At 35.8% G+C, this 16,556-nt stretch carries 13 protein-coding genes; 9 read left to right on the forward strand and 4 right to left on the reverse strand.

Annotated elements, in window-relative coordinates; genetic code table 11:
- The 7 genes from arsB to mobC (R2Q77_RS19095) all read left to right on the forward strand — a co-directional run bounded on the left by arsB (window position 1) and on the right by mobC (R2Q77_RS19095) (window position 7,188).
- Window positions 1–1,080, forward strand: coding sequence for an ACR3 family arsenite efflux transporter (gene arsB, locus R2Q77_RS19065; RefSeq protein WP_316805301.1), 1,080 nt, complete (start codon window positions 1–3; stop codon window positions 1,078–1,080).
- A gap of 19 nt (window positions 1,081–1,099) precedes the next feature.
- A complete protein-coding gene (locus R2Q77_RS19070; protein ID WP_316805302.1) occupies window positions 1,100–1,870 on the forward strand; it encodes a metallophosphoesterase family protein in 771 nt (256 codons plus the stop codon).
- Window positions 1,871–1,873: 3 nt separating this feature from the next.
- A complete protein-coding gene (locus R2Q77_RS19075) occupies window positions 1,874–2,608 on the forward strand; it encodes a metallophosphoesterase family protein (RefSeq protein WP_316805303.1) in 735 nt (244 codons plus the stop codon).
- Window positions 2,609–2,967: 359 nt separating this feature from the next.
- Complete coding sequence (locus R2Q77_RS19080; RefSeq protein ID WP_316805304.1) at window positions 2,968–3,252, forward strand: helix-turn-helix domain-containing protein; 285 nt, start codon at window positions 2,968–2,970, stop codon at window positions 3,250–3,252.
- 235 nt (window positions 3,253–3,487) lie between these two features.
- Complete coding sequence (mobC, locus tag R2Q77_RS19085; protein ID WP_316805305.1) at window positions 3,488–3,898, forward strand: plasmid mobilization relaxosome protein MobC; 411 nt, start codon at window positions 3,488–3,490, stop codon at window positions 3,896–3,898.
- Window positions 3,883–5,109 (forward strand): relaxase/mobilization nuclease domain-containing protein, encoded by a 1,227-nt coding sequence (locus tag R2Q77_RS19090; RefSeq protein WP_316805306.1) that lies wholly within the window; start codon window positions 3,883–3,885, stop codon window positions 5,107–5,109. The genes mobC (R2Q77_RS19085) and R2Q77_RS19090 overlap by 16 nt, the downstream gene beginning before the upstream one ends.
- Before the next feature lie 36 nt (window positions 5,110–5,145).
- Window positions 5,146–7,188 (forward strand): conjugal transfer protein MobC, encoded by a 2,043-nt coding sequence (mobC, locus tag R2Q77_RS19095; RefSeq protein WP_316805307.1) that lies wholly within the window; start codon window positions 5,146–5,148, stop codon window positions 7,186–7,188.
- 17 nt (window positions 7,189–7,205) lie between these two features.
- On the opposite strand, the gene R2Q77_RS19100 is transcribed toward mobC (R2Q77_RS19095), so the two are convergent.
- From R2Q77_RS19100 to R2Q77_RS19115, 4 genes are read right to left on the reverse strand one after another with little or no spacing between them, the layout of a single operon-like run.
- Window positions 7,206–8,867, reverse strand: a complete 1,662-nt coding sequence (locus tag R2Q77_RS19100) for an LlaJI family restriction endonuclease (RefSeq protein WP_316805308.1) — start codon at window positions 8,865–8,867, stop codon at window positions 7,206–7,208.
- On the reverse strand, window positions 8,864–10,552 hold the full coding sequence (locus R2Q77_RS19105) for an McrB family protein (protein WP_316805309.1): 1,689 nt from the start codon (window positions 10,550–10,552) through the stop codon (window positions 8,864–8,866). Before R2Q77_RS19105 ends, R2Q77_RS19100 begins: the two co-directional genes overlap by 4 nt.
- A 5-nt stretch (window positions 10,553–10,557) precedes the next feature.
- A complete protein-coding gene (locus tag R2Q77_RS19110; protein WP_316805310.1) occupies window positions 10,558–11,856 on the reverse strand; it encodes a DNA cytosine methyltransferase in 1,299 nt (432 codons plus the stop codon).
- Window positions 11,857–11,863: 7 nt separating this feature from the next.
- A complete protein-coding gene (locus R2Q77_RS19115) occupies window positions 11,864–12,079 on the reverse strand; it encodes a helix-turn-helix transcriptional regulator (protein WP_316805311.1) in 216 nt (71 codons plus the stop codon).
- A gap of 304 nt (window positions 12,080–12,383) precedes the next feature.
- On the opposite strand from R2Q77_RS19115, the gene dinB reads away from it, so the two are divergent.
- Together dinB and R2Q77_RS19125 are read left to right on the forward strand one after the other, a co-directional pair.
- Entirely contained in the window at window positions 12,384–13,541 is a 1,158-nt protein-coding gene (gene dinB, locus R2Q77_RS19120) for a DNA polymerase IV (protein WP_316805312.1), read from the forward strand.
- A gap of 4 nt (window positions 13,542–13,545) precedes the next feature.
- Complete coding sequence (locus R2Q77_RS19125) at window positions 13,546–16,488, forward strand: DNA polymerase III subunit alpha (protein WP_316805313.1); 2,943 nt, start codon at window positions 13,546–13,548, stop codon at window positions 16,486–16,488.
- Window positions 16,489–16,556 lie beyond the last annotated feature (68 nt).

Raw genomic sequence — 16,556 nt, forward strand, 5'->3', positions numbered from 1 at the left:
ATGAGTGCTAACAATTGTGCCCCTGTGGCCGAACGAAAAAAACTGGGGTTTTTAGATCGTTACCTGACCCTATGGATCTTTATAGCTATGGCAATCGGTGTAGGGACAGGATACTTTATCCCGTCCTCTTCAGGCCTTATCAATTCCTTTTCTTCGGGAACCACCAATATACCTTTGGCTATCGGCCTCATACTTATGATGTATCCACCACTTGCAAAAGTGAAGTACGAAAAAATGGGCGAAGTATTCAAGGATACCAAGGTATTGAGCGTTTCATTGGTGCTTAACTGGGTAATTGGCCCACTTTTAATGTTCTTTTTGGCCATTACATTTTTAAGGGATTATCCCGAATATATGGTCGGCCTTATACTGATCGGTCTTGCAAGATGCATCGCTATGGTTGTGGTATGGAACGAGCTTGCAGAGGGCAACAGGGAATATGCCGCTGGACTTATTGCGCTGAACAGCATCTTTCAGGTTTTGCTCTACAGCGTTTTCGCTTATGTTTTCATCACCGTACTGCCGCCATATTTTGGACTTAAAAGCCTAGAAGTAGATATAACTATTGGAGAGATTGCCAAAAGTGTGGGCATCTATTTGGGACTGCCTTTTGCAATGGGCATTATCAGTAGGTATGCCCTGATCAGACTTAAAGGTGAAGACTGGTTCCAGAACAAGTTCGTTCCGTTTATATCGCCAATCACCTTGATCGCTTTGCTATTTACCATTGTAATTATGTTCAGCCTAAAGGGTAACCTTATCGTGCAGATACCAATGGATGTAGTCCGTATCGCCATACCTCTGGTGATCTATTTCTCTATTATGTTCGTAGTAAGTTTTTTTGCGGGCAAGTACTTTGGTGCAGATTATTCAAGAAGCACTTCCATTGCCTTTACCGCTACGGGAAACAATTTTGAACTCGCCATTGCAGTTGCAATTGGTGTATTTGGGATCAATTCAGGGCAAGCTTTTGCTGGTGTAATCGGCCCTTTGGTTGAAGTTCCTGCACTGATCGCCTTGGTAAACCTGGCTTTCTGGTTCAGGAAAAAATACTATCGCACACCAAAAATCAACAATTAAGAAAACCAACAATTATATTATGAAAATTGCTTTATTCTCTGACATCCATGCCAATCTTCCGGCACTGGAAGCATTCCTTAAAGACGTTGAAACCAGAAATACCGATGCCATCTATTGTTTGGGCGACCTTGTCGGCTATAACATCTGGCCGAATGAGGTGATTGATGAAATCCGAAGACGAGGCATTCCCACCATAGCAGGGAATTATGATTGGGGCATTGGCCGTTCAAGTGACGATTGCGGTTGTGCCTATAAGACCGATGAAGAAAAAGCAATGGGAAAAGTTTCCATTTCCTATACTAATGAAGTGGTAAAAGACGAACAGCGAGCCTACCTCAGAACGCTACCTGCCCACATTAGGCTGGAGTACCAGCTGAACCATGACAGACGCAATATCCTTTTTGTACACGGAAGTCCAAGAAAGGTAAATGAATACCTATTTGAAGATCGTGATGAGAAAAGCATGTTAAGGATCCTGGAGCAGGCAGAAGCTGATATTATGTGTTTTGGTCATACCCACCAACCTTATCACCGCATTTTAAATTCTGGAACGGATGGTAGTAATCATTTCAGGCATGCGATAAACATCGGATCTGTAGGAAAACCAAAGGATAAAGACCCAAGAGGTGGTTATGTGATCCTGACCATAAACCCTGACAGTACTGTAACGGACAAGGATAGTATAAAAGTAGAGTTTATCCGCTTTGAATATGATGTTGAAAAAGCAGCAAAGGCAGTAGAGGATAGTCCGCTACCAAATGAATACGCTGATATGCTACGCAACGGATAGATCATGAGGATAGCACTATTTTCAGATATACACGCCAATCTTCTAGCTTTCCAAGCTATGCTAAAAGATATGGACAGTCTAAGACCTGATGCTGTTTATTGCCTCGGAGATTTGGTTGGCTACCACATCTACCCCAATGAAGTTATTGATGAAATAAGGAGACGGGGTATACCAACTCTTAAAGGCAATCATGATGAAAAGGTTGAAAACATCATCACTAATGCGGAAAGCCTTAATGAACCAGGCAAGAAATACGCATATCATTTGATCCGTGAAGATAACAAAGAATATTTAAGGACACTTCCAGCCCATATCAGACTTGACTTTAAAATGAATAACGAAAAGTTCAACCTTGTATTTGCACATGGAAGTACTCGAACTATCGACGAATATGTGCTTTTTGACACGGATGAAAATTATGTATTACAGATGATGGAAGAAGCAGATGCTGATCTACTTTTTGTGGGGCATTCACATAAACCATACCATCGCGTTATACAAACTGATGGCAGGTTCAAACACGTTATCAATCTTGGCTCTGTTGGAAAACCAAAAGATGGTGACACCAGGGGATGCTATGTGTTGGTTACCTTGAATAACGACGCTTCAGTATTTACCATTGATTGCATAAAGGTAGAATTCAGAAGAGTTGAATATGATGTAGAAGCATCTGCAAAATCGATTGAAGACAGTCAGCTACCTGATGAATTTGCCCAAGCGCTAAGAGTAGCTAAATAGATCGTGCTTATCAATCCGTTTTTGTTTTGAAATTTCGAACTACAATTGCCTTTTGGTTCAGGAAAAAGTTCTAGGTATTTTCCTCAGCTTTATCTGGTTAATGTACAAAATAATAATTCTTAAACACAACAAATGGCCAACTTCAAGAAGAGTATTCCCTGTACTTCCGGTCATCAGTATTAGCAGCCCTGTTAAATTTTATAAGTCAAAAATGGGCTTTCATGCTAGGCATCTTGAAAAAAGCTTTGCTATTTTGGTGACGAATGAAAAAAGCACTATTTGTAGGTACTACCCATCCAATACCCAATTACACTAATATATCCTTCTCAATTTTGCTATAGTATTTTAATATGCAAATTATGGCAACTATTGAATTTATAACAAAAGAGGATCTTGATCAGTTCAAGCAAGAACTTTTTTCCGAATTAAGGCGACCTGGGCAAAGGCTGCATAAAATCAGCGAACAAAAAGAATGGCTGAAAAGCTATGAAGTTCGAAAGTTATTAAGCATATCACCTGGCACTTTACAAGGGCTTCGAGATACTGGCAAACTCAAATTTAACAAAGTTGGTGGGTTGATGTTCTATAAGTACGACGATGTGATTGCCCTTGTGGAGGGTAAGAAAATAATTTCAAAACCCTAAATCTAGAACCAGTTAATTTCCAAAAACTAAGAACCTTATTCCACGGGAATTAACAAATAAACGAACCATTAAATTTCATAATCTTAAGTTCCAAACCAATGTTCTATGGGCTACGTGTAAACACCCTAGTGTTTGGCAAGATGTATTTTCGCATGCGCGAAAAAATCTTGCCGCCCTTGAGGTCGGGGATTTGCTCGGAACTCGCAAATCTTGGAACTTTCTTAAAGTGATAGGTATGCCAAGGAAAAAACTTAAAAATGAAGCCGAAATACTCAGCCATAATTTGATAGTTAGGGTAGATGCAGCCCAGTTTAATAAGCTTGAAAAACTTCGCATAGAAAGCAATTGCCAAACTGTTGCTGAAATTGTACGTAGGATTCTTTCTGGCAAGAAGATCAATTGCTTCTATACAGATGTGAGTATGAATGCTCCTATGGAGGAACTGGTCAGTATCAGAAAAGAACTCAAAGCCATTGGCATTAACATTAACCAGATCACCAGAACATTCAATCAGGAGAAGACCTCTGAAAACAACAGAGCTTATTATGTGCTGAAAGTGGCTGATCTGTACAAAAAGGTCGATGAAAAGGTGGATAGGCTTCTGTTACTCATTACAAAACTCACCGAAAAATGGTTGCAAGGATAATCAGTGGCAAAAGTATTAGGGGATTGATCAATTATAACGAGAGGAAGGTCACAAATGGTGAAGCAACTTTAATTCTGGCAAGCCGTTTCGGAACTGATATTGAGAGGTTAGACTTTAGAAGTAAGCTCAACCGTTTTGAACATCTAACCAATCGAAATATTAAAGTTAAGACAAATGCATTGCATATCATGCTCAATTTTGATCGAAGTGATAAGGTTAATACTGAATTGTTTCAGCGACTGTCATCTTCTTATATGGATCGTATTGGCTTTGGAGAACAACCATTTTTGGTTTATCAGCACAAAGATGTTAGCCATCCGCACATCCACATTGTGACGACCAATATACAAGCGGATGGCAAACGTATAGATGTTCATGGACTTGGAAGAACGTTGTCTGAAACGGCAAGAAAGCAATTGGAGATTGAGTATAATCTGATTAAGGCTGAGGGCAGAAATAAGAGTGAGGCAATTTCAATCGCACCAGTTTCGATTGAAACAGCCGACTATGGAAAGGTGCCAACTAAAAAGACAATCTATGGTGTTGTAGCTGAGGTGATGCGAAGTTACAAGTTTACCTCTTTTGCCGAATACAACGCTGTTTTGAAACAGTTTAATGTTGTTGCCGACCGTGGAAAAGAGGATACGGTTATGTTCGAAAAGCGGGGACTTGTTTATTCCATCATTGATAAAAATGGTAACAGGGTCGGTATTCCCTTTAAGGCAAGCGAATTGGCAACCAGGCCCACGCTAGGTACTGTAGAAAAAAAGTTCCAGAGAAATGCCGAAAAACGAATTCCCTATAATGAAGGGCTTAAAAAACGTATCGAAAAAGTATTTTCAAAATATGAGGCCATAACAAAGACGACTTTGGTAGCGGAGCTTAAAAATCAAGGAATAGCGTTAATATTCAGACAGAACGATCAGGGGCTTGTTTATGGCGCAACTTTTATAGACCATAAGAGTAAATCAGTTTTTAAAGGTAGTGATTTGGATAGGGGATATGGTGCAAAGGCATTGCTGGGTCGCTTGGGTAACACTGACAGACCTAAAATTTACCTTAAAACTAGCGAGCAAAACAAATCTTATTTGGGACCTATTGCACCAACCAATTATTTAAAAGGCTTGATGGAAAGTAATAATACTGACCAAGTACCAACTATTGGACAAAAAAAGAAGAAGCGAAAAAAACACAAAAGTTTTGCTCGTTAGGGAAAGTCCTTATTTATATAATTTAAATAAACAACCATGAATACAGGAGAGGATGCACAAGGGCTCAGAAAGATCGTAGATTTTACCCGCTTCATTAGCGTTGTGATTTTGGGCATTCATTTTTACATTTTTTGTTATGAGGTTTTTAACGAATGGAGCTTGACAGCGGAGATCACCGACAAGATAATCTTGAATATCTCAAAGACAGCAGTTTTTAATCATACCACGAATGCAAAATTGGCCTCATTGCTCTTTTTAGGAATATCCCTAATTGGTTTAAAAGGCAAGAAGGATGAAAACATACAGCTAAAATTAATCAGTAAATATTTGTTTTCGGGATTGGTATTATATTTTACCAGTGGGCTTTTCTACTATTTACATCTGGCTCAAGATACGACTGCAATCCTTTACATAACAGTAACCGTAATTGGCTTCCTGCTCATCTTATCTGGCGGAGCTATGCTGTCGAGGTTGATAAAGGAAAAACTCGATAAGGATATTTTTAATGATGAAAATGAAACCTTTCCGCAAGAGGAAAGACTGCTCGAAAATGAGTATTCCATTAATCTTCCGGCCAAATACAGATTGAAGAACAAGACTAGGGACAGCTGGATCAATTTTATCAATCCATTTCGTGGGATGTTGGTTGCAGGAACGCCAGGTGCTGGAAAATCATATTTTGTAATCAGGCACATCATAGACCAGCATCTTAGAAAGGGATTTTCTATGTTCATTTACGATTTCAAGTACGACGATTTAACCAAAATAGCCTATAACAAGTTATTAAAATATCATAAGAACTTTAAAGTACAGCCCGCATTTTATATCATTAATTTTGATGACCTAAATCGAACGCATCGATGTAATCCGCTTGATCCCGATGGCATGGAGGATATTACCGATGCTACAGAAGCAAGCCGAACCATCATGTTGGGACTTAACAGGGACTGGATAAAGAAGCAGGGAGATTTCTTCGTAGAAAGTCCAATCAACTTTTTAACCGGTATCATCTGGTACCTGCGTAAGTATGAAAATGGGAAATACTGTACTTTGCCACATGTAATCGAGCTGATGCAGGCAGATTATGATCCATTGTTTGCTATATTGAAGGAGGAAGAAGAGATTAAAGTACTAATAAATCCTTTTGTTTCTGCATTTCAGAATAAGGCAAGGGAACAATTGGAAGGGCAGATTGCCAGTGCAAAAATTGGATTGGCAAGATTGTCGTCACCGCAATTATACTATGTACTTAGCGGTAATGATTTTACACTTGATGTGAATAATCCATTAGAGCCTAAAGTGATCTGTGTGGGTAATAATCCACAAAAAATACAAACTTATGGAGCTGTGCTGTCGCTCTACATTTCCAGAATGATTAAACTTGTTAACCGAAAGGGACAACTCAAGAGCAGTTTGGTATTCGATGAGTTTCCAACGATTTATTTTAATAATATGGATAGCTTGATAGCAACTGCAAGGAGTAACAAAGTCTCAACAACATTGGCAGTTCAGGATTTTAGCCAGCTGAAAAAGGATTATGGTGCAGAACAGGCGGATGTGATCAGTGGGATAGTGGGTAATATCATTAGCGGACAGGTAACTGGAAGTACGGCTAAAAAACTATCGGAAACTTTTGGAAAAATTATGCAGGATAGAACAAGTCTAAGCATCAATAGCTCTGATACATCTATTTCTAAATCTACACAACTAGATTATGCGATACCAGCCTCAAAAATATCTTCTCTTTCTTCGGGTGAGTTTGTTGGTATTGTTGCAGATAATCCTGACCAGAAAATAAAGCTAAAGATTTTTCATAGTGAAATTCAGAATGACCATGTGACGATTAGTAGGGAAGAGGTAAATTACCAATCTATCCCTGTAATTAAAAAGGTCAATGAAGTGGATATTCAGGAGAGTTACCTAAAAATTAAGGCCGATATTGAAATGATATTTGAAATAGAACTTAAGAAGATCGATGAAAGAAATCCAAAGGTTGATAGTGAAAAACAACAAGAAAATAAAAGTGAGGGTAGCGAAGGAGAAGGGTTGTCAGAAAATGGACGATCAGTTTCTATGTAATTAGAACTTTTAATAATTTATTCTAACACATGTGCAACTTTCTCCTCTAATTCAGTATCAATTATTAAAAATATAGCTTCAATATCCGAACCGCATTCAAATGCTAATATCAGTTCATTTTCAAGGTTAGATGGCTTGTATATTTTACCATTAAGTAATTTAAAATGCTTATAAATAAAATTGTCTCCAATCGGCTTCACTTTATAGAATTGATACTTTTCATTAATATAAGCGATCAGTTTTTCTCTAAAAATCTTATGTGTATCTTTCTTGAAATTGCTTTTTAATGTTGAATTTCTTGATAAATAAGCTGAAAGCACAAACAAGAAATTGATATTATATGATTGAACAAATAGCGTATCTCTGTCAAATAGTCTGTCTTCAAAATGAAATTGCATTATTGGTTTTCCTGTCTCTTTTAAATGCGATTTACAAAAATCGAAATCTTTATCGACAAAAGCAGAAATGAAAAAATTTGGGGTAATGTTATACCCTTCTGTTTCATTTTCTCTGTATCTAATTTTTTGGTCTAAATTTCCATTATTAAATAAATCAATATTGTACTGGATTACATTCTTTGCATAAGTAAGTTGTTTTGCTTTTGAATTTTTTCCAAAGCTGTTTTGAGGTTTGTAATATTTGCTATCTCCAACAAAATAGATTTCATCTTCAATTAGAAGTGATTTATATTTGTAGATATGATCAATCTGTTTTCCATCAGCGTGATTCTTTAGTTCAGGGAATAACTTATTATCCCCAATTAAATCATCTATCATATCCTCGAAAACGATATTGAAATCTTTAATTAGAAGAATTTCTTCTATGCGTTTTTTAGACTGCGTTCTTTCACTTCGCTCAAAATAGGTAAAAAGTAAGTTATATAAACAGAGCATTTTGTCAGAAAAATATTTGTATTTAATACTTTTCAATATTCGGCATCCTCTTCTTAAAACAGTTTCAAATTGATTTCCTTTGATAAGGTTATAGTTTTGAGGAATCTGAAAATTAAATGCGTACTTCTCTTTAATGTAATTTAATGTTGAATAAAAAAGTATAAGTAATTCCTCATCATCATTTCTCTTCTTTCTTGTGGTCGCTAAATCAATATAAATGGGTTTATTATTTTCAATAATTGCATGTTTTTTATTAATTGTTTTATGCCAGTTTATTTTGTTTTGTTGAGAGTGAGCTGTTCTTGAAATAAAAGTAAATAAGTCTTGGTTTTCTTTATAGAACCGCAATAGACTTAAAACTATGTCAAGTTCGGTACTTGAATTTTCATCTAAATTGGTTACGATCTGATTAATAAATTGATTCTCCGAAATTGAATTGTAAAAATGCCTTTTGTTAAATTGTTGAATTGCTTGATACAACCAAGTTGAAATTTCGAAAATTAACTTGTTTTTGCTCGTTTCTTTTAACCTGCTTTTTGTTTCAAACGATGGATCGATTAAAGATTCTGGAGTAAATTCATCAAAAGCCAAATTATTTTCATTGATAAAAACTTTAGGAAAAATAATTATAGCATCTCCCTTTCCGTCATTTATTTGTGAATTGAAATAATATCCAACGAAGTTGATTTTTGAGTTAATACCATTAATTGGGAAATAATACCGCTCGGTTAAAACTTTTGAAAGATCTTCCGTTTTATAATGATATTCTTCAAATAATATTATCATTGTTCAGATTGTATTCCGTTGAATTTTAAAAATGCTTTAACAATATCTGTTGCATTGCTGTTATAAAGCTCTCCAAATTGAAAATCTAAAACAATATTTTCATCGTTTTCATATTTAAAGATAGAACTCTGAGTGCCAAATTCATCTTTATAAACTTCCGACCACAAGTAAAATAAAACTTTAGATCTGAATTGGTCAAATGTTATATTTCCTTCTTTTGGATTTACAAAACGGTTTCCAAATTGTTTATCCTCACTTCCTGTCAGTTCTCTAATTTTAGGATTTATATTTTGGATAAATTTACCCCAATTGTAAATATTATCTTCTATAACAATGTTTAAAGAATTTGCATCTTCATAATTGATTGGTACAAATTCCCAATCCCAACGTCTTTTGAACGCACTGTCCATAGGAAATAAAGATTGGTCTGATGTATTCATCGTAGCCAAAATAAAAAGGTTGTTTGGTAAAATGATTTTATCAAAATCTTCTGTTTGGATGATAGATCTATAGTTTTCTACTGCAGCAATATTTGGGGAAATTGCAAAAACCGATTTTAAATAGTTTGCCAAATCTTTATCGCAATTGATCTCATATTTTGAAAATCCTTTATCATCCCTATCTAAACACTGAAATAGATCACCAAATATTTGAGCGCAGTTTCCTCTGTTGATTTCTTCGATAATTAAGAAATAAGGCTGCTCAGGGTTTAACCAAGCATTGCAATAGGCCCTTGTAAAAGATTGGGGAACAAATTCATATTTTATGTTCATTCCATCCATCACAGGTTTATAACTTCCCACGAACGAGTGATAATCTGTTTCTGGATGGAACGTTGTTCTTGATCTATTATGGCCATTAGTTCTAAGTTCAATTTCACGGCTTTTTCCAGTTCCAGGTGAACCATAAAAGATGATTTGATGTGATAGGGGTGTATTATCACTGAAATTTGACAAAACTGTATTATTTTGATTTGCCGTTGAACCAATTTTGTAAAATTCCAAAACATTGAAATTGGCAAGCAAAAGGCATTTCAAGTTTTCTTGGCCAGAATACAGAGGTTGAATGAAAGGTCCTCTCGTTAACTCACCTGGATTAGCTGTTATTAATGACTTATCAAATCCAATAGTATTCTTTGTGTTATCAGTTAGGTTAAATTCATTTCTTAACTTTGTAAAAATATTTTGCCTATTAGGCTGATTAATATCAAATTCAAGAACAATTTCACTTTGTTTTGTAAAAAAAGTATTAACAGCCTCATTTAAATGAAATTTAACAAGGAATTGATTTACTAAATCATCTTCACTAATTGCATCGTCAAATACTTCATTTTGCATGCAGATTACAGCAATATTTTTCAAGGGTAAGGAGTTGCTTTTTAGCAGTATTTGAAAAATATTGTGAACCCAATTATTTGGGAAGATGATGTTTAGTGTTTCTTGGGATGGAAAATTTTTTTTGTTATCATCATCAAAAAAATATTTCTCTTGTAATGAAAGAGATAATTGCCCTGCAAAAACATTATATTGAAAGTTTGACTCAACTGGCTCCCCTTGTTCTAGATTTAAGTGTTGTAAAAGTTCAAGCACACCAAAAAATTTATTTAACGGTGTTCTGGTCGTTTCTCCTATGTCAATTAGTTGTTTCCATGATTCAAATATTGTAGCTTCTGAGAGGAATTTCATATTTCTTATTTAATGGTTTCTAACATTTTTTTAATTATGGCTTGTAATACTGGAACAGCAACGGAGTTGCCCAACTGCTTATATGCTTGGTTATCTGAAATTGGGAATTTAAAATTATCTGGAAAGCCTTGTAAACGTTGAGCTTCCAAAACAGAAAGTTTTCTTTGTAAATCCCACAACTTTGGAACTCTATTGGCGATAATAGTGGGTGCATAAGTTTCTTCGCAGGCATAAAATGCTTCCTGAATTTGTGTTTTAGCTATATCTCCAATATGAAATCGCAAAGCCCCATCAGCTTTCTGAAAAGAATAAACACCATGCTTTCCCTTTTTTGTATTCGAATTATATTTAGAATTGTCATGTTTTACTCGCTCGTCGTTTGAACTGAAATGAAAATTTATTCTTTCAATTTCAAATTCAGATAGCTTTAGTTTTTTATCTAAATTAGCTTTTTCATCAATAATTGCTTTTATTTTGACCCCTCTTTTATTCCCTTTAGGGAATTCAAAATCAACTTTTTCTTTGAAGCCCACGCAATACCATCTTTCACGATATTGAGGTAAACCAAAATCATAGCTATTCAGAATTTCCCATTTTATAGTATAGCCTAACTCTTTTAAAGAATTTTCTATAATTTCAAGCGTTTTACCTCCTTCATGGGATTTTAAACCTTTAACATTTTCAAGCAAAAACATTTTTGGTTCTGTATTTTTCAATATTTCTAATATATCAAAGAATAAGGTACCTCTTGTCTCATCAAACCCTTGTTTAAGGCCTGCGTAGCTGAATGGCTGACAAGGAAATCCTGCACAAAGCAAATCATAGTTCTTAGGTATGAATTTTCTAGTTTCTGCTTTCGTAATATCTCCAAATGGAGTTTCTCCAAAATTTGCTTCATATGTTTTTTGCGAGAATTCATCCCATTCACTAGAAAATACACAATTGCCACCAAGGTTCTGAGATGCCAATCTGAAACCACCAATTCCTGAAAATAAATCTATAAACTTAAATGTTGGGTTCTCTGGACTCGGAAATGGTATCTTTTCCTTTTTATAGTTGAATAAAAGATACTCCATAGCATTTTCCGCCACGGTATTAGTTATCTCGATTTCCGGATACTTCAGCTCAAGTACGTGTTTTAAATATAAATGTGCACTTTTCTTATAATTTTTTGAGATACCATTTGTGCTATTGTGCAGATAATGCGACAATGACGCTTTTCCATAATCTATACTTTCTATCAACCTTACTTTATAAGTTTTGCCGCTTATTTCTTCTAAACTTATATTCTCTACCAATTTCATTTTCAAATTATAATTTAGAATTTTTGCTTTTATTATTCATTTCAATTAACAAATCTTTTGCTTCAACATTCAATATTTTTGCAATATCAAACAACACTTCAATACGAGGCTGTTGTCTGTTTTGAATATAAGAATTGACCATGTTATAACTCTTACCTAACTGTTCGGCTAGCCACTTTTGTTTAATTCCCTTTTTGTTTAATACATCTTTAATTCTGTTCATGGAACTTTTCTAATATCTACGTCCAAAAATGTAAATATATAAGTATTGTGTTTAATGTCTCGTATTCCAAGATAAAAAAACACCGTTTTGATAACCAAGCAATAAGACCATTAAAGCATTTATGCAATATTTATTTATAATAAAATCTACAATTAAGTTAGACATTGGTCATATTAACATATAAAAACAAATTAAAAACAATTAGCTAATTTAAATAGTAGAAAACTAAATAAATGCTAACAAATTTAGTATTTATTCTTGTTTAACCAAAATCCTTCGCTAGCTTTGTTGTTCATTTTTATTTATGAATAATTTAAAGCACATAATCCACATGGATCAAGATGCTTTTTTCGTGTCCGTGGAGGTCAGGAAAGATCCATCATTGATCGGCAAACCAGTTATTATTGGTGGTACAGCAGACCGTGGTGTGGTCGCTTCATGCAGTTATGAGGCTCGTAAATATGGTGTGCATTCTGCAATGCCATCTCGAATGGCAAAACTTTTATGTCCGCAAGCCATTTTTGTTCGCGGGAATATGGATGAATATTCCAAAGCTTCACTAGAAATTACAGACATTCTTCGTGAACGAGTGCCGCTGATTGAAAAAGCGAGTATAGACGAACACTATATTGATATGACGGGCATGGACCGTTTTCATGGTGTAATGAAATATGCACATGAATTAAGGTCGTTAGTTATAAAGGAAACTGGCCTACCAATTTCTTTTGGATTATCAGTTAATAAGACTGTTTCCAAAATGGCGACCAACGAGTGTAAGCCTAATGGAGAATTGAATATTGAGCAACCCAACGTACTTCCATTCTTAAATCCTTTATCCATTAAAAAAATACCCGGCTTGGGCGAGAAAACCTTTGTAAAGCTATCGGATATGGGTATCAAGAAGATTATCAATCTTTCACAAGTTCATCCTGATATGATGGTTTCTGTATTGGGTAAAAACGGATTGGTACTTTTAAACAAAGCAAAGGGAATAGATAATTCACCTGTTATCCCTTACACCGAACAAAAAAGCATCGGTACGCAAAGTACATTTAAAGCGGATACGATTAATGTGGAAGCCATCAATCAATTATTAGCTGCAATGGTTATGGACTTAGGTTTTGAACTGCGTGAGAAACATAAATTAACTGCCTGCGTAACCGTGACCATACGCTATTCCAATTTTGAAACGGTAACAAAACAAGCCATGATTCCTTACACGTCCTTAGATCAGGTTTTACTTACCAAAACTAAAGAACTTTTCAAATCACTTTATTCAAAGAGAATGCTTTTACGACTGGTAGGGGTTCGTTTTTCGCACCTCGTTTCTGGTTTCGAGCAAATGGATATGTATTCATCTTCCAAGGAAGCCTATTCGCTTTGCCAAGCAATGGACAAGATTAGAAAGCGGTTTGGAGCTGGTTCCATTTCATTAGCTTCTACATTAAACCTCGATATCTAATACCATGTACATCAATGTCCACTCACAATATAGTTTGCGGTATGGCACTATGTCAATCGAAAAGATTGTTTCGGAGGCTATTGGGTATGGTATCACCCAGTTGGTGCTTACAGATATCAATAATTCGACTGGCGTAATGGAGTTTTTCCGTGAATGCAGTGCCAAAAATGTAAAACCCATTGCTGGCATAGAATTCAGAAGAAACAAGAAATTATTATTTATAGGAATTGCCCGAAACAAAGAGGGCATGAAAGAACTTAATGATTTTCTAACCTACCATAATTTGGAGCAATTAGATTTACCAGATGTTGCTCCAGCCTTTCTAAACGCAAATGTCGTTTATCCGTTTGGTTACGAAGGTAAGCTTCTTTCCAATGAGTATCTGGGCATCCATTTTTCGCAGTTACACGAATTATTCAATGTAGATATTTCGGTAATACGAACCAAGTTGGTGGCTTTGCAACCCGTTTTTGTTGCTGATAAAATCGAATACAGACTGCACGAATATTTGCGGGGAATTGATATGAATACCCTGCTCACGATGGTAGAGCCGATGGATAAATGCCGGTCAACCGATATGTTTCTTAAGGCTGGCGATATGGAGGCCAAGTTTAGCAAATACAGTTTTATCTTGGATAATACCCGCTCCATGATGAACGATTGCGTAATGGATTATCCATTAGGAAGGATTAATCTAAACCGCAAAACATTTACCGGTTCAAAGAAAGATGATAAGGCATTACTAGAGAAACTTGCGTTGAAAGGTACAATTTATCGCTATGGCAGCAAAAATGCTGAAGCCTTAAAAAAGGTTAAAATTGAACTCAAGGTAATTGTCGATCTTGACTTCTGTGCGTACTTTCTAATTACTTGGGATATCATCAGGTATGCAAAAGATCAGGGCTATTACCACGTGGGTAGGGGCTCTGGCGCAAATTCTACAGTAGCCTATTGTTTGGGCATAACAGATGTTGACCCGATTGAATTAGACCTTTACTTTGAACGATTTTTAAATGCAGAGCGAACTTCTCCGCCAGATTTTGACCTTGACTTTTCTTGGGATGAGCGAGAAGATGTACAGGATTATATATTTAAGAGGTACGGACGAGAGCATACTGCCTTGTTGGGTACCATGTCAACATTTAAAGATCGTTCTGTAATTCGGGAAATTAGTAAAGTAATGGGGTTACCCAAATCCGAGATTGACGGTTTTACCGACCCGTCACGAGCATCTATCAATCGTGATAATGCAACTTTTAAAAAAATCACTGCCATTTATAACCTGATGCAGAATATGCCAAACCAGCGAAGTATTCATGCAGGCGGGGTATTGATCTCGGAAGAACCGATTACTTATTACACTGCATTGGATTTACCTCCAAAAGGAATGCCGACGGTACAATGGGATATGTACGAGGCAGAAAAAATTGGTTTTGATAAATATGATATTCTTTCACAACGGGGAATTGGACATATTAAAGAAGCCGTTCGACTAATTGAAATTAACCAACAACGCAAGGTTGATGTTCACAAAGTGAAAGATCTAATTAGAGATAAAAACTTAAATGATAGGTTGAAAACAGGGAACACCATTGGCTGTTTTTACATTGAATCTCCGGCAATGCGACAATTGCTGACTAAACTTACCTGCGACAATTATTTAACATTGGTTGCAGCAAGTTCTATTATCAGACCAGGGGTAGCTAGTTCTGGAATGATGAAAACATATATCCAAAATGCGCATAATCCTAGGGGTGTAAATTATCTGCATCCAGTAATGGAAGAGAAGCTGAGCGAAACCTATGGCGTGATGGTTTACCAAGAAGATGTAATCAAAATCTGTATCCATTATGCTGGGATGGACGGAACAGATGCTGACATCCTTCGAAGAGGGATGAGTGGAAAGTATCGTTCGAGTGCTGAATTCGATAGGCTGGTTATTAAATTTCATGAAGGAGCAGCATTGCTTGGCCGACCAGAAGAAACCACTAAGGAAGTGTGGCGCCAAGTTTCATCATTTGCTGGCTATAGTTTTTCAAAGGCACATTCTGCAAGTTTTGCTGTAGAAAGCTATCAGAGCCTATTTTTAAAAACCTACTATCCAAAAGAGTTTATGGTAGCTGTGCTGAATAATTATGGTGGTTTTTATTCCAGATCATTGTATGTGCATGAGCTTAAACAAGCTGGTGCCAACGTTTATTTACCATGTATAAATAATAGTTTTGGTGTAGTAGCAATCTATGGCGATGATTGTTATTTGGGGTTTATAGGTATTCAGGGTTTCGAAGGTAAATACATTGAAATCATTATTGAAGAACGGAAATTGAATGGCATTTTTGTTTCTTTAGAAGATTTTGTGAAACGTAGCGAAATTTCATTGGAGCAATGCATTATCCTAATCAGAGTAGGAGCATTACGTTTTACTAAAAAAAGCAAAAAGGAGATGCTTTGGGAAGTACATTTACTTTTTGGTTCAAAGGTACGGCCAAATAAACACGCTGAACTTTTTGCAGTAGAGCATAAAGATTATGCTATGCCAGAGCTGGTTAATACCACTTTAGAAAATGCATACCATGAACTAGAATTACTAGGGTTTCCTTTGTCTCTATCCATGTTCGATCTATTAAAAACAGATTACCGTGGCGATGTTATGGCGAGCCAATTAATGAGTTCGGCAGGGAAGACCATTAGAATGGTAGGCCTATATGTTACAGAAAAAACCGTAATTACCAAGAATAAGAAAAAAATGTGGTTCGGGACATTTTTAGATCCTGAAGGAAACTTTTTTGATACCACTCATTTCCCAAATTCTACACCTACATATCCTTTCAGAGGAGCGGGTTGTTACCTAATAGAAGGCAAAGTTGTGTTAGATTTCGATTTCCCTTCAATCGAAATTATACGTTTTGCCAAGCTGCCAATTAAACAAAATCCTATTTTGGATTAGTTATGTACATATAGGAAAGGATCTATTTACAAGAAATTAATATAATGAGGCCATACTCCAATTCAAGA

The organism is Pedobacter nototheniae (assembly GCF_032678625.1).
Lineage (GTDB): Bacteria > Bacteroidota > Bacteroidia > Sphingobacteriales > Sphingobacteriaceae > Pedobacter > Pedobacter nototheniae_A.

Bases quoted from the DNA above. Each gene is read 5' to 3' on its own strand.
- mobC (WP_316805305.1), top strand. From the start codon at position 3,488: ATGCCAAGGAAAAAACTTAAAAATGAAGCCGAAATACTCAGCCATAAT.
- arsB (WP_316805301.1), top strand. From the start codon at position 1: ATGAGTGCTAACAATTGTGCCCCTGTGGCCGAACGAAAAAAACTGGGG.
- R2Q77_RS19090 (WP_316805306.1), top strand. From the start codon at position 3,883: ATGGTTGCAAGGATAATCAGTGGCAAAAGTATTAGGGGATTGATCAAT.
- dinB (WP_316805312.1), top strand. From the start codon at position 12,384: ATGAATAATTTAAAGCACATAATCCACATGGATCAAGATGCTTTTTTC.
- R2Q77_RS19115 (WP_316805311.1), bottom strand. From the start codon at position 12,079: ATGAACAGAATTAAAGATGTATTAAACAAAAAGGGAATTAAACAAAAG.
- R2Q77_RS19080 (WP_316805304.1), top strand. From the start codon at position 2,968: ATGGCAACTATTGAATTTATAACAAAAGAGGATCTTGATCAGTTCAAG.
- R2Q77_RS19070 (WP_316805302.1), top strand. From the start codon at position 1,100: ATGAAAATTGCTTTATTCTCTGACATCCATGCCAATCTTCCGGCACTG.
- R2Q77_RS19110 (WP_316805310.1), bottom strand. From the start codon at position 11,856: ATGAAATTGGTAGAGAATATAAGTTTAGAAGAAATAAGCGGCAAAACT.
- R2Q77_RS19075 (WP_316805303.1), top strand. From the start codon at position 1,874: ATGAGGATAGCACTATTTTCAGATATACACGCCAATCTTCTAGCTTTC.
- mobC (WP_316805307.1), top strand. From the start codon at position 5,146: ATGAATACAGGAGAGGATGCACAAGGGCTCAGAAAGATCGTAGATTTT.
- R2Q77_RS19105 (WP_316805309.1), bottom strand. From the start codon at position 10,552: ATGAAATTCCTCTCAGAAGCTACAATATTTGAATCATGGAAACAACTA.
- R2Q77_RS19100 (WP_316805308.1), bottom strand. From the start codon at position 8,867: ATGATAATATTATTTGAAGAATATCATTATAAAACGGAAGATCTTTCA.
- R2Q77_RS19125 (WP_316805313.1), top strand. From the start codon at position 13,546: ATGTACATCAATGTCCACTCACAATATAGTTTGCGGTATGGCACTATG.